This is a genomic window from Phyllobacterium sp. 22229 (assembly GCF_052056495.1).
Classification (GTDB): Bacteria; Pseudomonadota; Alphaproteobacteria; order Rhizobiales; family Rhizobiaceae; genus Phyllobacterium; species Phyllobacterium myrsinacearum.
Window position 1 is genome coordinate 73,186 of sequence record NZ_JBQEPA010000013.1, and the last position, 25,192, is coordinate 98,377.

The 25,192-nt window shown below is 61.3% G+C and carries 21 protein-coding genes; 20 read left to right on the forward strand and 1 reads right to left on the reverse strand.

The features are described from left to right. The first annotated feature begins 18 nt into the window (after positions 1-18). From mraY to lpxC, 11 genes are all read left to right on the forward strand, one after another. Positions 19-1,101, forward strand: a complete 1,083-nt coding sequence (gene mraY, locus ACTJJ7_RS16890) for a phospho-N-acetylmuramoyl-pentapeptide-transferase (protein WP_105732193.1) — start codon at positions 19-21, stop codon at positions 1,099-1,101. A 10-nt stretch (positions 1,102-1,111) separates the two neighbouring features. Next, a complete protein-coding gene (gene murD, locus ACTJJ7_RS16895; RefSeq protein ID WP_440968236.1) occupies positions 1,112-2,512 on the forward strand; it encodes a UDP-N-acetylmuramoyl-L-alanine--D-glutamate ligase in 1,401 nt (466 codons plus the stop codon). Continuing rightward, positions 2,512-3,669 (forward strand): putative lipid II flippase FtsW, encoded by a 1,158-nt coding sequence (gene ftsW / locus ACTJJ7_RS16900; RefSeq protein WP_105732195.1) that lies wholly within the window; start codon positions 2,512-2,514, stop codon positions 3,667-3,669. The genes murD and ftsW overlap by 1 nt, the downstream gene beginning before the upstream one ends. 7 nt (positions 3,670-3,676) lie before the next feature. Next, positions 3,677-4,786, forward strand: coding sequence for an undecaprenyldiphospho-muramoylpentapeptide beta-N-acetylglucosaminyltransferase (gene murG, locus ACTJJ7_RS16905; RefSeq protein ID WP_440968237.1), 1,110 nt, complete (start codon positions 3,677-3,679; stop codon positions 4,784-4,786). 51 nt (positions 4,787-4,837) lie between these two features. Then, positions 4,838-6,238 carry a UDP-N-acetylmuramate--L-alanine ligase gene (gene murC / locus ACTJJ7_RS16910; RefSeq protein ID WP_440968238.1) on the forward strand — a complete coding sequence of 467 codons (1,401 nt, stop codon included), beginning with the start codon at positions 4,838-4,840 and terminating at the stop codon, positions 6,236-6,238. A gap of 56 nt (positions 6,239-6,294) precedes the next feature. Beyond that, entirely contained in the window at positions 6,295-7,269 is a 975-nt protein-coding gene (gene murB / locus ACTJJ7_RS16915; RefSeq protein ID WP_440968239.1) for a UDP-N-acetylmuramate dehydrogenase, read from the forward strand. Between the two features lie 280 nt (positions 7,270-7,549). Next, positions 7,550-8,476, forward strand: coding sequence for a D-alanine--D-alanine ligase (locus tag ACTJJ7_RS16920; protein ID WP_440968240.1), 927 nt, complete (start codon positions 7,550-7,552; stop codon positions 8,474-8,476). Continuing rightward, a complete protein-coding gene (locus tag ACTJJ7_RS16925; protein WP_440968241.1) occupies positions 8,464-9,405 on the forward strand; it encodes a cell division protein FtsQ/DivIB in 942 nt (313 codons plus the stop codon). Before ACTJJ7_RS16920 ends, ACTJJ7_RS16925 begins: the two co-directional genes overlap by 13 nt. Beyond that, complete coding sequence (gene ftsA, locus ACTJJ7_RS16930; RefSeq protein ID WP_105732201.1) at positions 9,402-10,724, forward strand: cell division protein FtsA; 1,323 nt, start codon at positions 9,402-9,404, stop codon at positions 10,722-10,724. Before ACTJJ7_RS16925 ends, ftsA begins: the two co-directional genes overlap by 4 nt. A gap of 66 nt (positions 10,725-10,790) precedes the next feature. Then, positions 10,791-12,485 carry a cell division protein FtsZ gene (ftsZ, locus tag ACTJJ7_RS16935; protein WP_440968242.1) on the forward strand — a complete coding sequence of 565 codons (1,695 nt, stop codon included), beginning with the start codon at positions 10,791-10,793 and terminating at the stop codon, positions 12,483-12,485. Between the two features lie 268 nt (positions 12,486-12,753). After that, the gene (lpxC, locus tag ACTJJ7_RS16940) at positions 12,754-13,701 is read left to right on the forward strand and encodes a UDP-3-O-acyl-N-acetylglucosamine deacetylase (RefSeq protein WP_440968286.1); all 948 of its coding nucleotides are present in this window, start codon (positions 12,754-12,756) and stop codon (positions 13,699-13,701) included. 20 nt (positions 13,702-13,721) lie between these two features. On the opposite strand, the gene ACTJJ7_RS16945 is transcribed toward lpxC, so the two are convergent. Then, a complete protein-coding gene (locus ACTJJ7_RS16945) occupies positions 13,722-14,624 on the reverse strand; it encodes a LysR substrate-binding domain-containing protein (protein ID WP_440968243.1) in 903 nt (300 codons plus the stop codon). 138 nt (positions 14,625-14,762) lie between these two features. On the opposite strand from ACTJJ7_RS16945, the gene ACTJJ7_RS16950 reads away from it, so the two are divergent. The 9 genes from ACTJJ7_RS16950 (at position 14,763) to ACTJJ7_RS16990 (ending at position 25,191) form a co-directional block, all read left to right on the forward strand. Then, positions 14,763-15,152 (forward strand): tautomerase family protein, encoded by a 390-nt coding sequence (locus tag ACTJJ7_RS16950; RefSeq protein ID WP_440968244.1) that lies wholly within the window; start codon positions 14,763-14,765, stop codon positions 15,150-15,152. A gap of 27 nt (positions 15,153-15,179) precedes the next feature. Then, the gene (locus ACTJJ7_RS16955; protein ID WP_440968245.1) at positions 15,180-15,743 is read left to right on the forward strand and encodes a DUF4865 family protein; all 564 of its coding nucleotides are present in this window, start codon (positions 15,180-15,182) and stop codon (positions 15,741-15,743) included. 225 nt (positions 15,744-15,968) lie between these two features. Then, positions 15,969-16,838, forward strand: a complete 870-nt coding sequence (locus ACTJJ7_RS16960) for an outer membrane protein assembly factor BamD (protein WP_105732205.1) — start codon at positions 15,969-15,971, stop codon at positions 16,836-16,838. Between the two features lie 23 nt (positions 16,839-16,861). Continuing rightward, the gene (gene recN / locus ACTJJ7_RS16965) at positions 16,862-18,541 is read left to right on the forward strand and encodes a DNA repair protein RecN (protein WP_130270003.1); all 1,680 of its coding nucleotides are present in this window, start codon (positions 16,862-16,864) and stop codon (positions 18,539-18,541) included. A gap of 119 nt (positions 18,542-18,660) precedes the next feature. Continuing rightward, entirely contained in the window at positions 18,661-20,805 is a 2,145-nt protein-coding gene (gene ligA / locus ACTJJ7_RS16970) for an NAD-dependent DNA ligase LigA (RefSeq protein ID WP_440968246.1), read from the forward strand. Then, positions 20,802-21,506: a DUF2461 domain-containing protein gene (locus ACTJJ7_RS16975; protein ID WP_440968247.1), complete on the forward strand. Its 705-nt coding sequence runs from the start codon at positions 20,802-20,804 to the stop codon at positions 21,504-21,506. Before ligA ends, ACTJJ7_RS16975 begins: the two co-directional genes overlap by 4 nt. 223 nt (positions 21,507-21,729) lie before the next feature. Then, on the forward strand, positions 21,730-23,994 hold the full coding sequence (locus ACTJJ7_RS16980; RefSeq protein ID WP_440968248.1) for a TonB-dependent hemoglobin/transferrin/lactoferrin family receptor: 2,265 nt from the start codon (positions 21,730-21,732) through the stop codon (positions 23,992-23,994). 152 nt (positions 23,995-24,146) lie between these two features. Next, positions 24,147-24,893: an AzlC family ABC transporter permease gene (locus tag ACTJJ7_RS16985; RefSeq protein ID WP_105732210.1), complete on the forward strand. Its 747-nt coding sequence runs from the start codon at positions 24,147-24,149 to the stop codon at positions 24,891-24,893. Between the two features lies 1 nt (position 24,894). After that, positions 24,895-25,191 carry an AzlD family protein gene (locus tag ACTJJ7_RS16990; RefSeq protein ID WP_130270011.1) on the forward strand — a complete coding sequence of 99 codons (297 nt, stop codon included), beginning with the start codon at positions 24,895-24,897 and terminating at the stop codon, positions 25,189-25,191. Position 25,192 lies beyond the last annotated feature (1 nt).

The following is a 25,192-nucleotide window of genomic DNA, read 5'->3' on the forward strand; positions in this document are numbered from 1 at the left end:
GGGATGGGGACATAGTCTATGCTTTATTATCTGGCCGGTCTGGCGGAACATATCCAATTTCTGAACGTGTTCCGCTACATCACGTTCAGGACCGGCGGCGCGCTGATCACCTCGGCGCTGATCGTGTTTCTCTTCGGTCCCCGCATCATCGACTCCCTGCGTGTGCGTCAGGGGCGCGGCCAGCCGATCCGTGCGGACGGCCCGCAGACCCACTTCAAGAAGGCCGGGACCCCGACCATGGGCGGCCTGATGATCATGACCGGTATCCTGATCTCGTCGCTGCTGTGGGCCAACTGGTCCAACATCTATGTCTGGGTCGTGCTTCTGGTCGCCGTAAGCTTCGGGGCCATCGGCTTCTATGATGATTATCTCAAGGTCAGCAAACAGTCGTTCAAGGGCTTTTCCGCCCGCGCGCGCCTTGGTATCGAGTTTCTGGTCGCTGCGCTGGCCGGTCTTGCCATCATGTGGGCGGGGCAGGAACCGTTCTCTTCGTCCTTGACCTTCCCCTTTGCCAAGCAGTTGATCCTCAATCTCGGCATTTTCTTCGTTCCCTTTGCCGCCTTTGTCATGGTTGGCGCGGGCAATGCCGTCAATTTCACCGACGGTCTCGATGGTCTTGCCACCGTTCCGGTGATGATCGCCGCCGCCTCGTTCGGAGTGATTGCCTATCTCGCGGGTAATGCGATCTTTGCCGATTATCTGCAGATCCATTTCACGCCGGGCACGGGTGAACTCGCCGTGGTTCTCGGCGCTGTCATTGGCGCGGGTCTCGGCTTCCTCTGGTTCAATGCGCCGCCCGCCGCCATTTTCATGGGCGACACCGGATCGCTGGCGCTGGGCGGTCTCATCGGCGCCGTCGCCGTTGCCACCAAGCACGAAATCGTTCTGGCCATCATCGGCGGCGTTTTTGTCATGGAAGCCATGTCGGTGATCATCCAGGTCACCTCGTTCAAGCTGACGGGAAAACGCGTGTTCCTGATGGCACCGATCCACCATCATTTCGAAAAGAAGGGCTGGACCGAGAGCCAGGTCGTGATCCGCTTCTGGATCATCGCCGTCATTCTCGCGCTGATCGGCCTTTCCACACTCAAGCTCAGATAAGGCCAGTTGCATGATCGCAGCCCATTCCATGCAGGACAAGACCGTCGCGCTCTTCGGGCTCGGCGGTTCGGGCATTGCGACGGCAAAGGCGATTGCCGCCGGCGGGGCACGGGTCATTGCCTGGGATGACAATCCCGAAAGCGTTGCACGGGCGCAAGGCGCCGGCATCGAAACCAGTGATCTGCGGCTGGCCGACTGGAAGCAGTTCTCCTCCTTCGTCCTGTCGCCCGGCGTGCCGCTGACCCATCCGCGTCCGCACTGGACGGTGGATCTCGCCCGCGCCGCAGGTGTTGAAATCATCGGCGATGTCGAACTCTTCGTGCGCGAGCGCAATCTGGCGGGAAAAAACAGCCCGTTCATCGCCATTACCGGCACCAACGGCAAGTCGACGACGACGGCGCTGATCGCCCATATCATCCGGGCGTCGGGCCGCGACATGCAGCTGGGCGGCAATATCGGCACTGCCGTCATGACGCTGGAGCCACCGGTGGATGGCCGCCACTATGTCGTGGAATGCTCGTCCTACCAGATCGATCTGGCACCGTCGATCAACCCGACCGCCGGTATCCTTCTGAACCTCACGCCGGATCATCTCGACCGGCACGGGACCATGCAGCACTATGCCGAGATCAAGGAGCGGCTGGTGGCGGGCAGCGAGACGGCGATTGTCGGTGTCGACGACAGTTTCTGCGCGGCGATTGCCGACCGGCTGGAACGTGCGGGCAAACCGGTCATCCGCATCTCGAAACGCCTGCCGATCCCGAATGGCTATTTCGCTGAAGGGGCAACGTTGTACCTCGCCGAAAACGGCACGAGAACCGCCGTCGCCTCGCTGCAGGGCATCGGGTCGCTGCGCGGCGAACACAATGCGCAGAACGCGCTGGCAGCCTTTGCCGCCTGCCGATCGGCCGGTCTCTCGGCGGATGCGATCAATGCCGGCCTCAAAACCTTTCCTGGCCTTGCGCACCGCATGGAGCAGGTGGCGCGGCAGGGCAGGACGCTGTTCGTCAATGATTCCAAGGCGACCAACGCGGATGCGGCTGCGCCCGCGCTGTCATCCTTCCCGCGTATCTACTGGATTGCCGGCGGTCTGCCCAAGGAAGGCGGCATTGCCTCGCTATCGGGCTTTTTCCCGCGTATCGCCAAGGCCTACCTGATCGGCGAGGCGGCACCGCAATTCGCGGCAACGCTGGGAGAGGCGGCACCTTACGAAATTTCAGGCACGATCGCCGCCGCGGTGGAACACGCCGCGCGCGATGCGGCCAGCGACGGATCGCAGGAAGCTGTGGTCCTGCTGTCGCCCGCCTGTGCCAGTTTCGACCAGTTTCAGAATTTCGAGAAACGCGGCGAGGCATTCCGCTCCGCCGTATTGGCGCTCGCAGGCGCTTCACCGATTGAAGGGGCAAACTGATGGTAAGCCGCATTGACCGTGGACCCGTCGCCGACTGGTGGTGGACGATTGACCGTTTCCTTTTGGCCGCCTGTCTCAGCCTGATGGGGCTGGGCATCCTGCTTTCCTTCGCCGCAAGCCCCGCCGTTGCCGAGCGCATCGGTCTTGAGAGCTTTTACTTCGTCAAGCACCAGTCGATGTTCATGGTGCCTGCGGTGTTCGTGATGTTCGCCGTGTCGTTCATGGCACCGCGCACCATCCGGCGCTTTGCCATCATCCTGCTCGGTCTTTCCATGCTGGCGATGGTTGGCGCGCTGTTCTTCGGCATCGAAGTCAAGGGGGCACGGCGCTGGGTGTCGCTGGCGGGCATCTCCATCCAGCCGTCCGAGTTCATGAAACCGGCTTTCGTCATTGTCTGCGCCTGGCTGTTTTCCGAGAATGAGCGGCGCAAGGATATCCCCGGCAACTTCTTCTCAATGGTGCTGTTCGGCGTTGTCGCGGCATTGCTGGTGGCCCAGCCCGATCTTGGCCAGACCATCCTGACCGCCATCACCTGGGGCGCCATGTTCTTCATGGCTGGTGTGCCGTGGCTGTGGATCATCAGCCTCGGCGTTCTCGGCGTTGCCGGTTTCTTCGGTGCCTACACGATCTTCCCGCACGTGGCCGGACGTATCGACCGCTTCATGACCGGTGAAGGCGATACATTTCAGGTGGATGCGGGGCGCGAGGCGATCATCCGCGGCGGCTGGCTCGGGCAGGGCCCGGGCGAAGGCACCATCAAGCGCATCATCCCTGACAGCCACACCGACTTCATCTTCTCGGTGACCGCCGAGGAGTACGGCATCGCGCTCTGCCTGCTGATCGTGCTGATCTTCGCCTTCATCGTCATTCGCGGCCTGTCGATCGCGCTGAAGGAGCGGGACGATTTCACCCGCCTTGCCGTCTCCGGCCTCGTCATCCTGTTCGGCTTCCAATCGATCATCAATATTTCGGTGAACCTGCACCTGATGCCCGCAAAGGGCATGACGCTGCCGTTCATCTCCTATGGCGGCTCGTCGCTCATCTCGGTGGCAATTTCGACGGGACTGCTGCTGGCGCTGACAAGGCGCAGACCCGAGGGCAGGCGGTCGGCGACGCTGGCAAACACGAAAACGCCGTCACTGGCCAACGCTATCTGAGGGACTGATGTCGAAGGGGACTATTTTTCTGTGTGCCGGGGGCACGGGCGGACACCTGTTTCCGGCGGAAGCGCTGGCGCATGAGCTGATCGGGCGCGGCTGGGATATCCATCTGGCAACCGATGACCGCGCCGAACGGTTCGCCGGAAGCTTTCCGGCCAAGGAGATTCATGTGGTGCGCTCGGCCACCATTGGCGGGCGCAACCCGATCTCCCTGGCGCGCACGTTCTGGACGCTCTGGCAGGGCAATCTCGATTCGCGCAAACTGTTCCGCCGCCTGAAGCCGAAACTGGTGGCGGGCTTCGGCGGCTATCCGACGCTGCCGCCGCTCTATGCGGCGACGGCGCTGAAAATCCCGACGCTCATCCACGAACAGAATGCCGTGATGGGACGCGCCAACAAGGCGCTGGCTGCCCGCGTCAATGCCATTGCCGGCGGGTTCCTGCCGCAGGGCGAGGGCCCCTATGCCGGCAAGATCGTGGTGACGGGCAATCCCGTCCGTCCGGCTGTGCTGGCGGAAGTCGGCAAGGCCTACAAGGCGTCGCAGGCGCACCAGCCGTTTCATTTTCTGGTGTTTGGCGGCAGTCAGGGCGCATCATACTTTTCAACAGCCATTCCCGCTGCCATCCAGCTTCTGTCGCCGGAGGACCGGGCGCGTCTCGTCGTCACCCAGCAGGCGCGTGTCGAAGACGAGGCGCAGGTGCGCGCCGTCTATCAGGCGATGGGCGTGAAGGCCGAGGTTGCGCCGTTCTTCAAGGATATGCCGCGGCGCATTTCCGATGCGCATTTCGTCATGTCGCGCTCCGGCGCCTCGACCGTGTCGGAAATCGCCGCCATCGGCCGCCCGGCCATTCTGGTTCCCTTCCCGCATGCGCTCGACCATGACCAGGCGGCCAATGCGGCGGCGCTGCAGGCGGCAGGCGGCGCCGATGTGATCAAGCAGTCGGAACTGTCGCCGGAGCGGATCGCAGATATCCTGTCCAGCGCCATGCACGAACCGACACGGCTGGCATTTATTGCGGAAAAAGCCCGCTCGACGGGCAAGCCGGACGCCGCACGGTTGCTTGCAGACCTCACAGAGGCTATTGCATCCGGCCAATCCCTTACGGTGAGATGAGTTCGCTATGACCTCGTCTCCTTCTGAAGTTTTCAAAAAAGGAGTGCGTCCATGAAGATGCCGCTCAACATCGGTCTTGTTCATTTCATCGGTATCGGCGGTATCGGCATGAGCGGCATTGCCGAAGTCCTGCATAATCTCGGCTACAAGGTCCAGGGTTCCGATCAGGCGGACAGCGCCAATGTGCAGCGTCTGCGTGACAAGGGCATCGAGGTCTTTGTCGGACACAATGCGGATAATCTTGGCGACGCCGAGGTTATCGTTGTGTCGACGGCGATCAAGAAGAGCAATCCGGAACTCGTTGCCGCGCGCGAAAAACTTTTGCCCATCGTGCGCCGCGCCGAAATGCTGGCGGAACTCATGCGCTTCCGTCAGGCGGTCGCCATTGGCGGCACGCACGGCAAGACCACGACCACCTCGATGGTGGCAACGCTGCTCGATGCGGGCAATCTCGATCCGACCGTCATCAATGGCGGCATCATCAATGCCTATGGCACCAATGCCCGCATGGGTGCGGGCGAATGGATGGTGGTGGAAGCCGACGAGAGCGACGGCACCTTCCTGAAGCTGCCTGCCGATATCGCCGTGGTCACCAATATCGATCCGGAACATCTCGATCACTACGGCACGTTCGACCGGGTGCGCGAAGCCTTCCGCCAGTTCGTCGAGAACGTGCCGTTCTACGGCTTTGGCGTCATGTGCCTCGATCATCCGGAAGTGCAGTCGCTGGTCTCGCGCATCGAGGACCGCCGCGTCATCACCTATGGTGAAAACCCGCAGGCCGATGTGCGCTTCGTCAATCTCGTGGTCGATGGTCCGGCATCGCAGTTCGACGTGCAGATTGCCAAGCGCAAGACCGGTGAGACCACCGAGATCAAGGGCCTGCGGCTGCCGATGCCCGGCAGACACAACGTGTCGAACGCGACAGCGGCGATCGCCGTGGCGCATGAACTCGGCATTTCGGCCGAGGACATCAAGAAGGGCCTGTCCTCCTTTGGCGGGGTGAAGCGGCGCTTTACCCATACCGGTTCGTGGAAGGGTGTCGATGTGTTCGACGATTACGGCCATCATCCGGTCGAGATCAAGGCCGTGCTGAAGGCGGCGCGCGATTCTGCCAAGGGCCGGGTCATCGCCATTGTCCAGCCGCATCGCTTTACCCGTCTGGCGAGCCTCTTTGACGAGTTTGCGGCGTGCTTCAACGATGCTGATACCGTGATCGTCGCGCCGGTCTATACCGCAGGCGAAGACCCGATCGAGGGCGTTACCTCGGAAGCGCTGGTGTCCCGCATCAAGACGGCGGCACATCGTGACGCGCGGTATATCACGGGTCCGCAGGACATTGCGCCCTTGATCGCCACCATCGCCAAGCCCGACGATTTCGTGGTTTTCCTGGGTGCAGGCAACATCACCCAGTGGGCTTATGCCTTGCCAAAGGAGCTGGCTGCGCTTTAGATTTTGCGGTTGCGTCCGGTTCGATAGCCGAACGCCAAAACTGCTGGAAGGATATCATGTCTTCAAGGATTGACGGCGAGGCCCTGCTTGGCAAGCTGGGGGATCGTTTCTCGGGGCTGCGCGGGCGGCTGACGCCCAATATGGGCATGGAAAAGGTGACCTGGTTCCGCGCCGGCGGCCCGGCGGAAGTCATGTTCCAGCCCGCCGACGAGGAAGACCTTGCAGCCTTCCTGCAGGCCGTTCCCGAGGAATATCCCATCCTTGTCGTTGGCATCGGCTCCAACCTTCTGGTGCGTGACGGCGGCGTCCCCGGTTTTGTCGTGCGCCTCTCCGCCAAGGGCTTCGGCGATGTCGAGCGCGTCGGCGATACGCACTTGCGGGCGGGTGCCGCCACCCCCGACAAACGGCTTGCCGCAGCGGCGCTCGAGGCGAAGATCGCCGGTTTCCATTTCTACCATGGTATTCCCGGCGGGCTGGGCGGCGCGCTGCGCATGAACGCGGGTGCCAACGGGGTCGAAACGCGCGAGCGGGTGGTCGAGGTGCGGGCGCTGGACCGCAGGGGCAATGTGCATGTCCTCACCAATGCCGACATGGGTTATGCCTACCGCCATTGCGGCGCGGCCAAGGACCTGATCTTCACCTCGGCGCTGCTGGAGGGAACACCGGGCGAAACCCATGCGATACAGGCGGCGATGCAGGCGGTGCAGCAGCACCGCGAAACCGTGCAGCCGATCCGCGAAAAGACCGGCGGCTCCACGTTCAAGAACCCGGAAGGCACCTCCGCGTGGAAGGAAATCGACGCTGCGGGCGGTCGCGGCCTGATGATCGGCGGCGCGCAGATGTCGCCCATGCACTGCAATTTCATGATCAATACCGGCACGGCCACGGGCTATGATCTGGAAACGCTGGGCGAGACGATCCGCTCGCTCGTGCTGCAAAATTCCGGCATCCATCTGCACTGGGAAATCAAGCGTCTGGGACTTTTCCGGCCTGGCCAGGAAGTGCAGGAGTATATGGGGCAGCTTTTATAGCAAAAGCCGAAATTTTTTTACGATGAATCAGGGGCGCGTTTGCCTCTGATTTTGTTTCTGAAATCGAATCGGGAACACTTTTTTTTACGCCAAATTTCATTGTTGAATCAAAGGGGACTTGTCACGGAATCAACTCTCTGATTCTTTAGGGGCAAGCGTTAACTGATTTGAGTCGGCTGATTTCAATCAGCCTCTGGTGCCTGCGGTCCTGATCGCCGGGCTTGCGGAGACTCATGTCTTTTTTCGGCTTTGATGGGGATGTGTATAAGGGGTTGCCTCCATGGCGAAAAAGCATGTTGCGGTGCTGATGGGCGGGTTTTCATCGGAGCGTCCGGTGAGTCTCTCCTCCGGCAATGCCTGCGCCGATGCTTTGGAGGCCGAGGGCTATCCGGTCACCCGTGTCGACGTGACCCGTGACATTGCCAGCGTGCTGGCTGAGTTGCGCCCCGATGTGGTGTTCAATGCGCTGCATGGTCCTTTCGGCGAGGACGGTACGATCCAGGGTATCCTCGAATATCTGGAAATTCCCTATACCCATTCCGGCGTGCTCGCGTCGGCGCTGGCCATGGACAAGGAGCAGGCGAAAACCATTGCCAAGGCTGCCGGTATTCCTGTGGCCGAAGCCAGGGTGATGAACCGTTTCGATTTCACCACGAAGCATCCGATGAAGCCGCCCTATGTGGTCAAACCGGTCAATGAGGGGTCGAGCTTCGGTGTCGTCATCGTCAAGGAGGATCAGTCGCATCCGCCGCAGGTGATCACCTCGGCGGAATGGAAATATGGCAGCACGGTCATGGTCGAGCGCTACATCCATGGGCGCGAACTGACATGCGCCGTGATGGGCGATGTGGCCATCGGGGTGTGTGAAATCATCCCCGTGGGTCATCAGTTCTACGATTATGATTCAAAATATGTTGCAGGCGGATCAAATCATGTGTGTCCGGCTAAAATTTCACTAAAAATTTACCAAAAAATACAAACACTAGCACTCAAGGCGCATCAGGCAATTGGATGTAAAGGGATTAGCCGGTCGGACTTCCGTTACGACGACCGTTTTTCCGAAGATGGCGAACTGATTTGGCTGGAGATAAACACCCAGCCGGGCATGACTCCAACATCTCTTGTACCTGATATCGCCAAAGCCGCGGGGCATACCTTCGGTGAATTGTTGAGTTGGATGGTGGAGGACGCATCGTGTTTGCGTTGAAGGGCAAAAAAGGACACCCCCGGGGTGTGGCGCCAGTGTCTTCGGACAGAATGGCGGCTTTTGGCCGTTTCCGCTTCGTCCTGCCGAAATTTCTGCGCAAGCCTGTGCGCGTCTTCACCCGCATGGTTGAAGGGGAGGTTCATATCCCCAACCATACGGGAACCCTCGGTGCCGTCGTCTTTCTGGCCCTGACCGGCGCCTACGGTGCCATTCTTGGCGGCCATGCCCCCGAGGTCGTCAAGGTGACCACCTCGACCTTCGGTTTCGCCATCGAAGACGTGAAGGTGGTCGGCAACAAGGAAACGTCCGAGATCGACGTGCTCGGCGCGCTGGGCCTTGATGGCGAAACCTCGCTGGTCGGCCTGAGTGCCGCCGATGCGCAGAAGGCCGTGGCAACCCTGCCATGGGTTGAATCCGTCGATGTGTTCAAGGTCTATCCGAACACGATCCAGATTTCGATTCATGAGCGCTCCGCCCTGGCTGTCTGGCAGAACGGCGATGATCTTTCGATCATCGATGAGGACGGCCGCGTGATCGTGCCCTATTCGTCCGGCCGCCATTCGGCGCTGCCGCTGATCATGGGCGCGGGCGCCGACAAGCAGGCGAAAATGCTGTTCGCCCAGATTGCGGCATTTCCGGATGTCGTTTCGCAGGTCCGGGCCTATGCCCGCATCGGCGACCGGCGCTGGGATCTGATCCTGAAGAACGGCGTGACGGTGATGCTGCCGGAATTCCGCATCGATCAGGCGCTGGCCGATATTGTGAAGATGGACCGGAAGGAAGGGTTGTTGTCCCGGGCGATCTCGTCGGTCGACATGCGGCTTGCCGACCGGGTTGTTTTGAAGCTGACGCCAGATGCGATGGTGCAGCGCGTAGAGTTTTTGAAGGCGCGAGACAAGGCGCCTAAGCGTTCGGAGAAGCGTATATGAGTATTCTGAACGGAAAGAGCACGTCGGCTGGAGCTGCTTCCGCAAAACGGACGCGGTCTTTGACGGTTCTTGACATCGGTTCAAGCAAGGTGTGCTGCATCATCGCCCGGCTGCGTCCGCGCGAAGAGAGCGCGCATCTGCCCGGCCGCACCCATCGCATCGAGGTGCTCGGCATCGGCCATCAGAAATCGCGCGGCATCAAGTCCGGCGTCATCGTCAATCTCGATGCGGCTGAACAGGCCATTCGCCTGGCGGTCGATGCGGCCGAGCGTATGGCCGGCCTTACCGTCGATTCGATGATCGTCAACATTTCCGCCGGACGCCTGAAGAGCGAAAGCTTTTCCGCCAGCATCAATCTGGGCGGCCATGAAGTCGACCAGTCCGATATCCGCCGCGTGCTGGCCGCCGGTGCCAAGCAGGCGCTGGCGACTGAACGTCACCTCGTGCATTCGCTGCCCATCGGTTATGCGCTCGATGGCGAGAAGGGTATCCGCGATCCGCTGGGGATGATTGGCGACACACTTGGGGTCGAGATGCATGTGCTGACCGCCGATGCGGCGCCGCTGCGCAATCTGGAACTTTGTGTCAACCGCTGCCACCTCTCGGTCGAGGCGATGATTGCAACCCCTTACGCCAGCGGCCTTTCAGCGCTCGTCGATGACGAGGCGGAAATGGGCGCAGCCTGCATCGACATGGGCGGCGGCACCACGACGATTTCCGTGTTCTCCGAAGGCAAGTTCATCCATGCCGATGCCATCGCCATCGGCGGCAATCACGTGACGATGGACGTGGCGCGCGGTCTTTCCGCCCATATGGACGACGCGGAACGGCTGAAGGTCATGCACGGCTCGGCCCTGCCAAGCGCTGCCGATGACCGCGATCTCATCAGCGTCTCGCCGCTCGGCAATGACGGCCGCGACGTTCCCAACCAATATCCGCGCGCGGTGCTCACACGCATCATCCGGGCGCGCGTTGAAGAAACACTGGAATTGGCACGCGACCGCCTCAATCAATCGGGCTACGGCCAGATTGTCGGCAAGCGTGTTGTCCTGACAGGCGGGGCCAGCCAGCTGGCGGGTCTGCCTGAAGTGGCGCGCCGTATTCTGGCCCGCAACGTACGTATTGGCCGTCCTCTGGGTGTGACGGGGCTTCCCGAAGCAGCCAAGGGGCCAGCTTTCTCCGCAGCGGTCGGTCTGTTGATCTATCCGCAGGTGGCAGGAATTGAAGAGCGTTCTGTAAAGGCCGGTTCATCATCGCTGATGACGGGTACGGGTGGGCGTTTTCAGCGTATCGGCCAGTGGCTGAAAGAGAGTTTTTGATCAATCCGGGGAAACCCAAAAAAGATACCGCGGCGGCGAAGCGGTAAAGGAAAAAGGAACAAACAAATGAGCATCAATCTGCAAAAGCCGGACATTACCGAGCTTAAGCCCCGGATCACCGTCTTTGGTGTTGGCGGCGGCGGTGGCAACGCGGTCAATAACATGATCAATGCCGGTTTGCGCGGTGTTGAGTTTGTTGTGGCCAATACAGACGCGCAGGCGCTGTCGCAGTCGAAGGCTGAACGTCTCATTCAGCTCGGTGCTGCGGTAACCGAGGGTCTCGGCGCCGGTTCGCAGCCGGAAGTCGGCCGCGCTGCCGCTGAAGAATGCATCGATGAAATCAACGACCACCTGCAGGGCACGCACATGTGCTTCGTCACGGCAGGCATGGGCGGCGGCACCGGTACCGGCGCTGCGCCCGTTGTTGCCCGCGCCGCACGGGAAAAGGGCATCCTGACCGTGGGTGTCGTCACCAAGCCTTTCCATTTCGAAGGCCAGCGCCGCATGCGCACCGCCGATATGGGCATTGAGGATCTGCAGAAGAATGTCGATACACTGATCGTCATTCCGAACCAGAACCTCTTCCGCATCGCCAATGACAAGACGACCTTTGCCGATGCCTTCGCCATGGCCGACCAGGTTCTCTACTCCGGTGTTGCCTGCATCACCGACCTGATGGTCAAGGAAGGCCTGATCAACCTCGACTTCGCCGACGTGCGTTCGGTGATGCGCGAGATGGGCAAGGCGATGATGGGCACCGGCGAGGCATCCGGCGACGGCCGCGCCATGGCCGCTGCCGAAGCTGCCATTGCCAACCCGCTGCTCGACGAAACCTCGATGCGCGGCGCCAAGGGCCTGCTGATCTCGATCACCGGCGGGCGTGACATGACGCTGTTCGAAGTCGACGAAGCGGCAACGCGCATTCGCGAAGAAGTTGACCAGGATGCCAACATCATCCTTGGTGCAACCTTCGACGAAAGCCTCGAAGGCATCATCCGCGTTTCGGTCGTGGCAACGGGTATCGACAAGCAGCTGGGAGAGTCGGCCCCTGCGCCGATCGAATTTCGCCAGCCGATGAAGCCGATTGCCAAGCCGGTTGCCCAGCCAACGGCACGGGTTGAGACCGTTGCACCGCGCCCTGCCGTGCAGCAGCCGGCCGCCCGCCTTGCCGATCCAGTCGCAGACGCCATCCGCGCCGCCGAAATGGAAATGCCGCAGCGCGCACCGCAGCCCGCCGAACAGGAATTCCGTCCGCAGAGCCGCATTTTCCAGGCGCCTGCACCGGAAGTCTTTGATGCACCGGTTGCCGCAGCACCGCAGCAGCCCGTCCATCAGCCGGCGCCCCAGCCGCAGGTTCAGATGCAGGCAGCGCCTGTCGCCCAGCCTGCCCCGGCACCGCGCATGCCCAACGTTGCGGACTTCCCGCCGGTTGTGCAGGCGGAACTCAACGCCCGTGATCACGGCCGTGACCAGGCATCCTATGACAGCCACGAAGACCGTGGTCCGATGGGCCTGCTGAAGCGCCTGACCGCTGGCCTGACCCGCCGCGAAGACGACACTGCCCGGCTTGAACCGGCCCAGCCGCGTGAACCGGCCATGCGCCCGGCAGAGCCGCGCCGCCCGCTGTCGCAGGATGCATCGATCTATGCGCCGCGCCGCGGACAGCTCGATGAACAGGGCCGTGTTCAGCCCCAGTCGCGCCAGTCCTCGGAAGACGATCAGCTGGAAATCCCGGCGTTCCTGCGCCGCCAGGCCAACTGATCCGATCACGTATTGTTAAGAAATATGAAACCCGCCATTGTCCCAATGGCGGGTTTTTTCATTCAAACTATTGAAAAACCTTGGGAACGACCTAGTTCTTGTCCGTGCAGGACCGTTGTGGGACTGCCGAAACCGTGATTTTGCCTGACGCCGCGCCGATTGTATCGTCCGGCGCAAAATAGCCGCGGTTCACCTTGATTCTGGCAGAACGGCACAGATTGATTTTACGATGACATGGTCAAAGCAGGGCATGGGAACAGAGCAGGGCATGGGGTCTCAGTTGCGCGACTATCAAATGACGATTGCAGAACGCGTCTCGCTGTCCGGCGTCGGCGTCCACAGCGGCGCACCCGTCACCATGACCTTTGTGCCGTCCGCCGCCGATACGGGCATCGTCTTTCACCGGCGGGATGGCGAAGGGCGCAGCCATGCCATCAAGGCGCTGATCTCGGAAGTCGGCACGACGGATCTCAGCACCACACTGGGCAAGCGGAATGGCGTGACCGTCAGCACCGTTGAACATGTGATGGCGGCGATATCCGGGGCAGGGATCGACAATCTGATCATCGAGATCGACGCGCCGGAAGTGCCGATTGTCGATGGCACCTCGGCCGCCTTTCTTGCCGCTTTTGATGCGGCGGGGCTCGACCAGCAGGCAGCCCGGCGGCGTTATATCCGCGTGCTCAAGCCATCGCGCATCGAGGCCGGTGCGTCCTGGGCGGAATTCGTCCCCCATGATGGCACGCGTTACGAGGTGGAGATCGATTTCGACACGCCCGTCATCGGCAGGCAGGTCTTTGCCGCGGATATGAGCGCGACGGTGTTCCGCGACGAGGTTGCCTCCGCCCGCACCTTTGGGTTCATGCGCGATGTGGAAAAGCTCTGGGCGGCAGGACTGGCGCTCGGTTCGTCGCTCGATAATTCGCTTGTCATCGGCGACGACCATACGGTCATCAATCCGGGCGGCCTGCGCTTTCCCGATGAGTTCGTGCGCCACAAGACGCTGGATGCCGTCGGTGATCTTGCCCTGGCAGGTGCGCCATTCATCGGCTGCTTCCGCTCCTATCGCGGCGGCCACCGCCTGAATGCCATGGCGCTGCGGGCACTCCTGTCCGATCATTCCGCGTTTGAGATCGTCGAAATGGCTGGTGTCGCGGGGTCTGGCGCATCACTTGTAGCCGTTCCCGCACCAGCCTTTGCACCCTGGGCGGTCTAGACAATTCTGCAATAACCCACCTAAGCGGCCTTCGCCCCCATGGGCGACAAATCCTGCAATGCCTGCAGGATGATCGATGCCAGCCGGGCGGTGACCGGTGCGGGCTCCGCATCGGCCCGGTGCAGGTCCAGTCCCAGTATTGGCAGTACGGGCAGGCCGTTTTCGCCCGGCACGATCGCCCGCACCGTTCCAGGCAAGCCGATCGGCGTGCGGATGGTGAGGCCGAGCCCTGCCGCGGTTGCGGCCCACAGGCCGCCCAGGCTCGGGCTGATGAAGGCAAGGCGCCAGGCGATGCCGGCGCGATCCAGTGCGTTGATGGCGGCAGTGCGCATCAGGCAGGGCGCCTCGAGCGCAGCCAGCGGCAGGGGCTCGCCGCCGGATATCCGCCAGACCATGTCGGGATTGACGGGACCAACCCATGACATCGGGATTTCCATGACGCGCTCGCTGTTGGGCAGAAGCACGCTGTTGTTCCAGGCCAGCGCAAGATCGAGGCGGCCGGACGTGACACGCTCGAGCAGTTCCGAATTGCGGGCCACGCGCGCTTCGATGCGCACCTTCGGGTGGGCCCGCGCGAACTGCCCGAGAATTCTGGGAAGCAGGGTTTCGCCGAAATCCTCCTGCAGGCCAAGGCGCACCCAGCCTTCCAGCTCGATGCCGTGAATGGCGCTTGCCGCTTCGTCGTTGAGATCGAGCAGCCGCCTCGCATAGGCGAGCATCGTCTCGCCCGCATCGGTCAGGGCAAGGCCGCGCCCGGATTTCTGGAAGATCGGCGTTCCCGCCTGCTGTTCCAGCCTTTTCAACTGGGCGCTGACCGCAGAGGTCGAGCGGCCTAGTCTGTCGGCCGCCCTGGCAAAGCTGCCGAGGTCGACGCCGGTCGTGAAGGTTCGCAGAACATCGAGGTCGAATATGGTCCGGCGCATGGTCATTAATCCACTTTTTTGGGATTGTTGATCAAATATTTTCTGATTATCGGGATGATTGTGCGGTGCTACAACCATTCCGTCAAGTTCAATTGCGCTTCGCACCCTGTGCCGGGCGCCAGACAGGAGGATCGTTCAATGCCGTTCGCCCGCGTCTCCCTCATGGAGGGCAAGTCCGATGATTATCTGAAGGCTGTGTCGGACAGCCTGTATCAGGCGATGATCGAGACGTTCAATGTTCCGCAGAATGATCTCTTCCAGGTCATCCACCAGCACCGCCCGAACGAGTTCATCTTCGACCGTCACTATCTCGGCGGACCACGTTCGGATGATTTCATCATCTTTGCCATCGCTATCGGCAAGCCGCGCGACACCGCGACAAAGAAGGCCTTCTATGAGCGCCTTGTCGAGAAGCTGGCACTTTCTCCCGGCGTGCGGCCCGAGGATGTCATGATCATCATCAGCACGTCCGCACGCGATGAATGGTCCTTCAGCAATGGCGGCATGCAGATGTTCGAGGTTGCCTGAACCACCAGAACGACAAGGAGAACGATCATGATTGCCATGCAATACAGTTTCATCCTGCCGGCCGACTATGACATGGCGATCATCGACCGGCGGATCGCGGAGAAGGGGCATCTGCTCGACAACTACCCGCATCTGCGCTTCAAGGCCTATCTGTCGGCCCGCCGCGCGGATGTAACCCCCAGCCGCGACAACCTCTACGCACCGTTTTATCTCTGGGACGATGTGGAGGGCTTGAACAATTTTCTCGGCGGGGATGGATTTGCCGGCGTGTCGGACGCGTTCGGCCGGCCGCAGGTAAAGTCCTGGTTCGTCTGGCAGGCATTCGTGTCGCCCGATGTGTCGCAGGCGGCGTTTGCAACGCGGGAGGTCCTGCCGGCAGATACAACCGTGCCCCTGGGTGAACAGCGGAAGCAGGAAAGCGAACGGGTGCTGCGCGATGGAGAGCACAAGCGCATTCTCGCGTCCGTGGCGGGTTTTGAACCCTATAGCTGGACAGTGGTGCGGTTCCGGTTGTGGGGGCCAGATGCGCCGGGGCAGGGTGAAGAGGCAGCCCAGATGTACCGGGTGGGGCATATGTCGCTGCCCAAATAAGGGAATATGTTCTTTTCACAGCTCATTTCTGCCTCCGCCACAAATTTGGACGATTAGATGGCAATAAGATTGCTGATTCTGTTGGCTTGTGGTTTAAGAACGCGCAACTGACGGTGAGTTTGACTGTATCTAGAGCATGATGCGCAAACGTGATATCGGATTTGCGCAGAATGCTCTAATTTCTTGAATGGGGCCTAAGACAGAATGGCGAGTTGCAGAATGTCGATGAGTGCAGGGTTTGGCAGCAAGGCCCGTTTGGCCCTTCTTATGGCGTCGGTTGCCGGTGCAACTGCCATTTCCGGTTGTGCTTCGAACGATAAGGACCTCGACCTGTCGGCCTATGTCGATACGATCGAGCCCGCCGACGTACTCTACAACCAGGCGCTCGCCAATCTGAATGCCGGGCGTCTCGACGAGGCTGCCAAGAAGTTCGATGCCGTCGACCGCCAGCATCCCTATTCCGAATTCGCCCGCAAGGCGCTGGTGATGGGCGCTTTCGCCAACTACCGCGCCGGCAAGTATGACGACTCGCTCGCCATGACCAAGCGCTACATCGCGCTGTATCCGACCCAGCCGGAAGCGGCCTACGCCTATTACATCACCGGCCTTTGCTATTACCGCCAGATTCCCGACGTAACGCGCGAACAGAGCATGACACGCCGCTCCATCGCTGCCTTCAATGAAGTCGTCGAGCGTTTCCCGCAGTCGGAATATGTCGACGATTCCAAGGAAAAGATCCGCTTCGGCCGCGACCAGCTCGCCGGCAAGGAAATGCAGGTCGGCCGCTACTATCTGGAACGCAAGGAATATCTGGCGTCGATCAAGCGCTTCCGCGGTGTTGTCGAACAGTATTCCAACACCCGCCATGTCGAAGAAGCGCTGGCGCGTCTGACCGAGGCCTATTATGCGCTGGGTCTGACCAGCGAGGCACAGTCGGCTGCAGCGGTGCTCGGACAGAATTACCCGGACAGCCAGTGGTACAAGGACAGCTACAAGCTGCTGCAGAGCGGCGGTCTTGAGCCGCGCCAGAATGCCGGTTCCTGGCTGTCACAGGCTGCCCAGACGATTGTGGGCGGCAAGAAAAATGGCGCCTGACCCACTTTTAAGCTGAGCGATTCATGCTTTCGCACCTGTCGATCCGCGATATTGTTCTGATTGAACGGCTCGACATTGAGTTTCGCGACGGCTTGTCGGTGCTCACCGGCGAGACCGGCGCAGGCAAATCCATCCTTCTCGATGCCCTGTCGCTGGCGCTCGGTGCGCGCGGCGATGCCTCGCTGGTGCGTCATGGCGCGGAGCAGGGGCAGGTGACGGCCGTGTTCGACGTGGCCGGTGCCCATCCCGCACGCGCACTCCTGCGCGACAACGACATCAGCGATGACGGCGACATCATCCTGCGCCGCGTGCAGACATCGGATGGCCGCAGCCGCGTCTTCATCAACGATCAGGCCGCAAGCGTCACGCTGTTGAAGGAGCTCGGCCGCAGACTGGTCGAAATCCACGGCCAGCACGATGACCGCGCCCTGATCGATATCGACATTCACCGCTCGCTCCTCGACGCTTTCGGGTCCCTGGAAACCAAGGCGGCAACGGTCCGCTCGCTGCACAAGACCTGGCGGGATGCGGAGAACACGCTGGTGCGGCACCGCGCCAAGGTTGAGGCGGCGACGCGCGAGGCGGATTACCTGCGTGCCTCCGTCGATGAGCTGACAAAGCTTGATCCGGAACCGCAGGAAGAAGAGGCACTGGCCATCAGGCGCACCGAAATGATGCGCTCGGAAAAGATTGCGGGCGATGTCAACGATGCCAATGAGGTGCTGTCGGGCTCCGGTTCGCCGGTGCCATCACTGGCAAGCCTTGTACGGCGGCTTGAGCGCAAGGTGCCGGAAGCGCCGCAGCTGCTGGAGCCGGTGGTCAAGGCCATCGACGAGGCGCTCAACGCCCTGACCGAAGCGCAGAATGGCATTGAACAGGCGATCCGCGCCATCGATTTCGATCCGCGTGTTCTTGAGCAGACGGAAGAGCGGCTCTTTGCCCTGCGCGGCGCCGCGCGCAAATATTCCGTGCCGGTGGACGACCTTGCCGGTCTGCGCGACAAAATGGACGCCGATCTTGCGGATATCGATGCGGGTGCCGAACGGCTTGCCGCGCTGGAAAAGGAAGCTGTGGCGGCGCGGGTGGCCTATGACGAGGCCGCGGCGATCCTGTCAAAGGAACGGCACGAAACTGCCGGCCACCTCAAGGCGGCCGTCATGGCCGAGCTTCCCGCGTTGAAACTGGAGCGGGCCGAATTCATCGTCGAGATGGCGGCGGACCCGGAAAACCGCCTGCCGGAAGGCATCGATACGGTCGAGTACTGGGTGCGGACCAATCCCGGCACGCGGGCAGGGCCGATGATGAAGGTGGCGTCGGGCGGCGAGCTGTCGCGTTTCCTGCTGGCGTTGAAGGTGGCGCTGGCCGATCGCGGTTCGGCGCCGACGCTGGTGTTCGACGAAATCGACACGGGGGTTGGCGGTGCCGTGGCCGATGCCATCGGCCAGCGGCTGCGCCGCCTGTCGGACCGGGTGCAGGTGCTGTCAGTTACCCACGCGCCGCAGGTGGCGGCACGGGCGCAGACGCATTTTCTCATCGCCAAATCCGCCAGGGGCGATGACCGCGTTGCCACGTCCATCCATGCCATGGAAACCGGCGACCGCCAGGAAGAAATTGCCCGAATGCTGGCCGGTGCCAGCGTCACGGACGAAGCACGTGCCGCCGCGGTGCGGCTTCTGCGCGAAAACAGCGCTGCCGCCTCCTGAGTGCAGCGTATGGCAGGAGCTGACCGCAACCTGCAGACCCCGCCGATTTTGAACGGTGCATTTGCGCGCCGCTTCAGTTAATCTCCCGCCGAATCCGTATTTTCAGCGTCGGACAGGCCATGGCAGACATTCCCGTAGAAGAGTTGAGCGAAGCAGAAGCGGCGGAGGAACTCGGCCGCCTGGCGGCGGAAATTGCCCAGCATGACTACCGCTACAACACGGAAGATGCGCCGACCATATCCGATGGTGAGTATGACGCCCTGCGGCGGCGTAACCTTGCCATCGAGCAGCGTTTCCCGCACCTGAAGCGCGAGGATTCACCCTCGAACAAAGTGGGTGCGACGGTCTCGGAAAAGTTCGGCAAGGTCACGCATTCTATCCCGATGCTGTCGCTGGACAATGCTTTTTCCGATCAGGACGTGCAGGATTTTGTCGACCGCATCCGCCGTTTTCTCAAGCTGGGCGTCAGCGCGCCGGTTGAAATCACCGCCGAACCGAAGATCGACGGGCTGTCCCTGTCGCTGCGCTACGAGATGGGCCGCCTGGTCACCGCCGCCACCCGCGGCGACGGCACGACCGGCGAGAACGTCACGCTCAACGCGCGTACTGTCGCGAGCATTCCGAATGTATTGAACGGCAATCCACCCGAGGTGCTGGAGGTGCGCGGCGAAGTCTATATGAGCCATGCGGATTTTGCCGCACTCAACGAGCGCCAGACACAGGACGGCAAGCCGGTCTTCGCCAATCCGCGCAATGCTGCCGCTGGTTCCCTGCGCCAGCTCGACGCGACGATCACCGCATCGCGGCCGCTACAGTTTTTCGCCTATGCCTGGGGTGAGGTCAGCGCCATGCCTGCGGCAACACAGATGGGTATGGTGGAGGCATTCAAGTCCTACGGCTTCCGCGTCAACCCGCTGATGCAGAAATTCGAGACGGTGGAGGGCCTGGTTGCGCATTATCACCAGATCGAGGAACAGCGCGCGACGCTGGGCTATGATATCGATGGCGTTGTCTACAAGGTCGACGATCTTGCTCTGCAGCAGCGGCTGGGCTTTGTCTCCCGCAGCCCGCGCTGGGCCATTGCCCACAAGTTCCCGGCGGAACAGGCGATCACCATCCTGCGCGGCATCGACATTCAGGTCGGGCGGACCGGCGCTCTGACACCCGTCGCCCGGCTTGAACCGGTCACCGTGGGCGGTGTCGTCGTCACCAATGTGACATTGCACAACGAGGACTATATCAAAGGCATCGGCCAGAACGGCCTGCCGGTCCGCGAGGGGCGTGATCTGCGCGTCGGCGACACGGTGGTGGTGCAGCGGGCGGGCGACGTCATTCCGCAGATCGTCGATATCGTCGCGGACAAGCCGCGCGGCCCGTCCGCCTATATCTTCCCGGATACCTGCCCGGCCTGCGGCTCGCATGCGGTGCGCGAGGAGGGGGAAGTGGTGCGGCGCTGCACCGGCGGATTGATCTGCCCAGCGCAGGCGGTGGAGCGCATCCGGCATTTCGTTTCGCGCAATGCCTTCGACATCGAAGGGCTTGGCGAAAAGCAGGTCGAGTTCTTTTTCAAATCCGACGATCCGGCCCTGCATATCGGTACGCCGGCGGATATTTTCACCCTGAAGAAACGGCAGGCGGCTTCGCTGGCCAAGCTGGAAAATATCGACGGGTTCGGCGCGGTGTCGGTGAAGAAACTCTATGACGCGATCGATGACCGGCGGCAGGTGGCGCTGAGCCGCTTCATCTACGGTCTGGGTATTCGCCATGTCGGCGAGGTCAACGCCAAGCGGCTGGCCAAGGCCTATCGCTCCTACGAGGCACTTGCAGCCGTTGCGCAGGCGGCAACCCTGCCGGCGGACAAATCCGACAAGGGCAATGACGCCTGGCGCGAGCTCAACGAGGTCGATGGCATCGGCAGCATCGTGGCGGAAGCCCTGGTCGATTTCTATGCGGAAGAGCACAACCGGACGGCGCTCGCTGCCCTGCTTGATGAAGTCACGCCGCTGGACGAGGAGGTGCGCACCGTCAGCAATTCGCCGGTTGTGGGCAAGACCATCGTCTTCACCGGTTCGCTGGAGCGCATGTCCCGTGATGAGGCGAAAGCCATGGCCGAGCGCTACGGCGCCAAGACGGCTGGGTCGGTTTCGAAAAAGACCGATCTGGTGGTGGCCGGGCCGGGGGCTGGTTCCAAGCTGACGCAGGCACAGTCCCTCGGCATCGAAGTCATCGATGAAGATGCCTGGTTTACTTTGGTGGGCGCATGAGCGAGACGGTTTTCAAGGGATTTGGCGACAAGGCGCTGCCCTTCCTCAAGGCACTGGATTTTCACCAGAACCGCGAGTGGTTCGTTGAGAACAAGAACCTGTTCGAGGCCCATCTGCTCGAGCCGCTCGGCGACCTGATCGACGATCTCATCGCCCGGTTCGACAAGGCAGGGCTGCCGTTCAAGGGAGACCGCAAGAAATCGCAGTTCCGCATCAAGCGGGATACGCGCTTTGCCAAGGACAAGAGCCCCTACAACCGGCATCTCTCCGCACTGCTTTCGGCCGACGGCAGCAAATGGGCCGAATCAGGCTGTTTCTACGTCTGCATCGGCTTGGAGGACTACAAGGGCTGCTATGCCGCCGTCGCCTGGTGGCAGCAGAAACCGGAGCTTCTCGCAGCCATGCGCAAGGCCATCGTCGACAAGCCGGAGAACTACCGCGCCATGGTGGCCGCATTGAAAAAGGGCGGACTGACTTTAAGCGATTACGACCGCCTGAAGCGCACGCCGCGCGGCTTCGAAACGGTCACCGATCCCGATCTCATCGAAGCCCTGCGCAACCGGCATTTCGTCGTGCGCCACCCCATCGATCCGGACGGCATCACGTCGCCCGCGCTTGCCGATGAACTCTTCGCCTTTGCGCTGAAGGCCAAGCCGCTCATCGACTGGGGCAAGAAGATCGAGGGAACGCTGGTTTCCTGAAGTGCGGCCGGGCAGATGTGGTGTCGCGGCAACACCGGTCCCGCCAATAAATCGGTCTGAAATAATCGGTGTATTTAATATTGACTTTTATAGTCATGTTTTTGTACTGAACAAATGTACAGCGTGAATACACGCAGACAATTTCCGCTCAGCAAGCCATGAACACGGCGCGGTCTTCGCGCTCAACGTTAAGCCAGCCAAGCATTCTCTCGGGGGTTTGGATATGGTTTTGACACGGAACATGCTTGCGCGCCTGATGTGTGGTAGCGCGGGTACCTTGCTGGTTGTGGGGTTGGGTACGGGCGCGGCATTTGCGCAAAGTGCACCGGCAACGGGCGAAACGATCGAGCTGGCGCCGATTGTCCTCAAGCGCAATCAGAGCGGCACCGAGGCGACGCCGCTGACGACGACGACCGAGCGGGAAACCATTCAGAAACGCATGGTCGACAATTTCCAGGATCTGGGCCGCCGCATTGATGCGGGCGTGAATGTCAACTCGACGTCGAAAAGCGTCAATCTGCGCGGTCTCGACCAGGACCGGGTGCTGACGACCATCGATGGCATTCGCGTGCCGTGGATTTCCGATCCGCGCGGGACGCAGGGTGGCCTTGATGGCTTCGATTTCGACGGGCTCTCCAAGATTGACATCACCAAGGGCACCGACTCCAGCCGTTACGGTTCGGGTGCGCTGGGCGGCGTCATCCAGCTGCGCACGCTCGACCCGTCCGATGTTATCGGCGAGGGCCGCAACTGGGGCGTTCTGACCAAGGGCACCTATGACAGCGGCGACAAAAGCTGGCGCACCAATGCGGCGGTTGCGGCCCGCGCAGGCAACACGGAATTCCTCGTGCAGGGCGGTTATCGTCAGGGGCATGAAAAAGATACACCCGGTGATATCGGCGGTTACGGCACCGGACGCACCGAGGCCAACCCGCTTGATTACGATCAGGGCAATGTGCTGGTAAAACTCTACCAGAATGTTGAGGGCGGTCATCGTTTCGGCCTGACCGGTGAAATCTTCAAGAAGGATTCCGATTCGGACGATTTCATCGGAACGTCGTCCGCCTATGTGCCCGACAGCTTCAAGTCCGGCGAGACTTATGAACGCAAGCGCATTTCCGGCAGCTACGATTACATTGCCCCTGACAAAGGCGGCTGGGTCGATGAGGCGCACGCTACGGTCTACTGGACACAGCAGACCCTCAACAAAACGACCGATGCCATCCGCTTGCCCGATGCCAGGGCGCGCATCATCCGCGGCGACCCTTTCCGCTATGGCTTCCCTTCAGGTGTGTATAAACGCGACAGCGAGCTGAACCTTGATGCCTATGGTTTGACCGGCTATGTGGTCAAGGAAGCTGACATCGGCGGCATCAAGCACAAGTTCCGCATTGGCGGCGAAATCTACCGGCAGAACATGCATCAGTATGCAGCGGGTGTCGATAACTGTCCGGATGTCGATTGGAGCAAATTGCCCCAGCCCTTCGGCCCGCAGACCTGCCGCATGCTGCATGCCAACAGCTCCGACATGCCCGACGTGCAGTCGACCGGATTCGGCATCTATGCCGAGGACGACATCGAGCTTCTGAATGGCCGCCTGACCCTGACGCCGGGCGGGCGTTTCGACTGGTACGAGCATAATCCGCAGATGACGGCGGCCTATGAGCATGGCCCGAACTTCAACGGTTCTCTGCCGGCATCCAACAGCGATTCGCGCTTTACGCCGAAGCTGCGGGCGACCTATCACGCCACCAGCGAACTCGATTTCTACGTGCAGTGGGCCCAGGGCTTCCGTGCGCCTTCGGCCATGGAGCTGTTCCAGAATTACGGCGCTCCCGGTTCCTATGCCCGCGTCGGCAATCCTGGCCTGAAGGCCGAGACCAGCAACGGTTTTGAGGTTGGCGCCAAGTATGAGAGCGACAAATATGCGCTGTCGGCCAGCGTCTTCAACAACTACTACCGCAACTTCATCGACACCGTCACCATCGCACCGCCCGGCGGCGAATATCCGGTTGGCGGCATTACCGGCTATGCCAATCTCAATCGCGTGCAGATTTATGGCGCCGAACTCAATGGCCGCATCAATTTCGCCGAGAACTGGGTGACGTGGGCATCGGTTGCCGTTTCACAGGGCAAAAACACCGAAACCCAGGAGTATCTCAACTCCATCCCGCCGATCCGCGCGATTGTCGGCCTTGGCTATAATGCCGACAGCTGGGGTGCCGATGTTTCGCTGACCATGGCTGCAGCGCGCGACAAGGTCAGCGGCGGCGGTTTCGTCGCTCCTGGCTATGGCATCGTCGATACCACAGCCTATTGGGAACCGAAATTTGCCAAGGGCATGAAAATCCAGGCCGGTGTCTTCAATGTCTTCGACAAGAAATACTGGAATGCGACGGATGTCCCGAACGCTACCAATCTGGCCGTTGCCGACCGCTACGCCGAGGTTGGCCGCAGCTTCCGCATTTCGCTGACCCAGAAGTTCTGAGCCGAGCCGATTGCCGGGTCTGGTGTGCGTGTCGAAACACGCACACCATCGACGCAGTTGGCCAGGCCGTTCGACGCTGCAGCAACATTGATGATAGCGATCAACAATTCTCACGTGACAGGCTGGCCAACCTGCCTTAGACCACGCTCATCATGAGCGAACAAACATATCAAGATGAAACCACCGTTGCGCGGCGGGCAGGCTTTGGCGTGGAATTCTGGCAGGGGTTCCGCCGCGGGCTTCCCGTCATGATTGCCTCGGCGCCTTTCGGCCTGCTGTTCGGCGCGCTTGCCATCGACAACGGCTTTACCGTGTTCGAGGCGGTGCTGATGAGCGCGGCGATTTTTGGCGGCGCCAGCCAGATGGTCGGCATCGAGCTGTTCGGCCACAATATTCCGGCGTGGCTGATCGTCTTTTCGATTTTTGCGGTCAATTTCCGCCACGTGCTGTATTCGGCGGCCGTCGGCCGCCGCATCGGCCATTTTACTATTCCCGAAAGCCTGTTGAGTTATTTCCTGCTGACCGATCCGCAATATGCCGAGACCGAAAAGCGGGCGGAATCCGGCGCGCGCGTCACCTTTGCATGGTATCTCGGCGTCGCCACGCCGATCTATGTGATGTGGGTGGTGGAGGCGTGGATCGGCGGGCTTTTCGGCAATCTGATCAAGGACCCGCACGCGCTGGGGATCGATATGCTGCTGCCCATCTACTTCCTCGGGCTGGTCATGGGCTTCCGCAAACGCTCCAACTGGGCGCCCATCGTCATTGCCAGCGGCATCGCGTCGATTGTCGCGGCCAAGACCATCGGTTCACCCTGGCATGTCAGCATCGGCGCGCTCGCCGGTATCCTGACCGCCGTGATCGTGGCAAAACCGGACAAAACGGCGGGGGAGAACTGAGATGTCGACAATCTTCTGGATCATCCTTGCCGGCGCCGTGCTGACGTTCCTGACCCGTATCGGCGGTCATCTCGTCCTGTCACGCTTCGACCGCGTTCACCCGCGCGTGGAGGTGGCGCTCAATGCCGTGCCGGCCGCGGTTCTGACGACGCTGGTGGCCCCCGCCATCGCCACGGCGGACTGGCGCGGCGTCGTCGCGCTGGTGTTTGCCGGTCTGGTGTCCCTGCGGTTCAACGCGCTGACAATGTTTCTCGCCGGCGCAGCCATGATCATCCTGCTGCGCCAGCTTCCCGTCTGAA

What these genes read in the sequence shown, in the direction of transcription:
- murD (WP_440968236.1), top strand. Translation starts at nt 1,112, where the DNA reads ATGATCGCAGCCCATTCCATGCAGGACAAGACCGTCGCGCTCTTCGGG.
- ACTJJ7_RS16920 (WP_440968240.1), top strand. Translation starts at nt 7,550, where the DNA reads ATGGCGAAAAAGCATGTTGCGGTGCTGATGGGCGGGTTTTCATCGGAG.
- lpxC (WP_440968286.1), top strand. Translation starts at nt 12,754, where the DNA reads ATGGGGTCTCAGTTGCGCGACTATCAAATGACGATTGCAGAACGCGTC.
- murB (WP_440968239.1), top strand. Translation starts at nt 6,295, where the DNA reads ATGTCTTCAAGGATTGACGGCGAGGCCCTGCTTGGCAAGCTGGGGGAT.
- murC (WP_440968238.1), top strand. Translation starts at nt 4,838, where the DNA reads ATGAAGATGCCGCTCAACATCGGTCTTGTTCATTTCATCGGTATCGGC.
- ligA (WP_440968246.1), top strand. Translation starts at nt 18,661, where the DNA reads ATGGCAGACATTCCCGTAGAAGAGTTGAGCGAAGCAGAAGCGGCGGAG.
- ACTJJ7_RS16955 (WP_440968245.1), top strand. Translation starts at nt 15,180, where the DNA reads ATGATTGCCATGCAATACAGTTTCATCCTGCCGGCCGACTATGACATG.
- mraY (WP_105732193.1), top strand. Translation starts at nt 19, where the DNA reads ATGCTTTATTATCTGGCCGGTCTGGCGGAACATATCCAATTTCTGAAC.
- murG (WP_440968237.1), top strand. Translation starts at nt 3,677, where the DNA reads ATGTCGAAGGGGACTATTTTTCTGTGTGCCGGGGGCACGGGCGGACAC.
- ftsZ (WP_440968242.1), top strand. Translation starts at nt 10,791, where the DNA reads ATGAGCATCAATCTGCAAAAGCCGGACATTACCGAGCTTAAGCCCCGG.
- ACTJJ7_RS16980 (WP_440968248.1), top strand. Translation starts at nt 21,730, where the DNA reads ATGGTTTTGACACGGAACATGCTTGCGCGCCTGATGTGTGGTAGCGCG.
- ACTJJ7_RS16950 (WP_440968244.1), top strand. Translation starts at nt 14,763, where the DNA reads ATGCCGTTCGCCCGCGTCTCCCTCATGGAGGGCAAGTCCGATGATTAT.
- ACTJJ7_RS16985 (WP_105732210.1), top strand. Translation starts at nt 24,147, where the DNA reads ATGAGCGAACAAACATATCAAGATGAAACCACCGTTGCGCGGCGGGCA.
- ftsW (WP_105732195.1), top strand. Translation starts at nt 2,512, where the DNA reads ATGGTAAGCCGCATTGACCGTGGACCCGTCGCCGACTGGTGGTGGACG.
- ftsA (WP_105732201.1), top strand. Translation starts at nt 9,402, where the DNA reads ATGAGTATTCTGAACGGAAAGAGCACGTCGGCTGGAGCTGCTTCCGCA.
- ACTJJ7_RS16990 (WP_130270011.1), top strand. Translation starts at nt 24,895, where the DNA reads ATGTCGACAATCTTCTGGATCATCCTTGCCGGCGCCGTGCTGACGTTC.
- ACTJJ7_RS16945 (WP_440968243.1), bottom strand. Translation starts at nt 14,624, where the DNA reads ATGCGCCGGACCATATTCGACCTCGATGTTCTGCGAACCTTCACGACC.
- recN (WP_130270003.1), top strand. Translation starts at nt 16,862, where the DNA reads ATGCTTTCGCACCTGTCGATCCGCGATATTGTTCTGATTGAACGGCTC.
- ACTJJ7_RS16960 (WP_105732205.1), top strand. Translation starts at nt 15,969, where the DNA reads ATGAGTGCAGGGTTTGGCAGCAAGGCCCGTTTGGCCCTTCTTATGGCG.
- ACTJJ7_RS16975 (WP_440968247.1), top strand. Translation starts at nt 20,802, where the DNA reads ATGAGCGAGACGGTTTTCAAGGGATTTGGCGACAAGGCGCTGCCCTTC.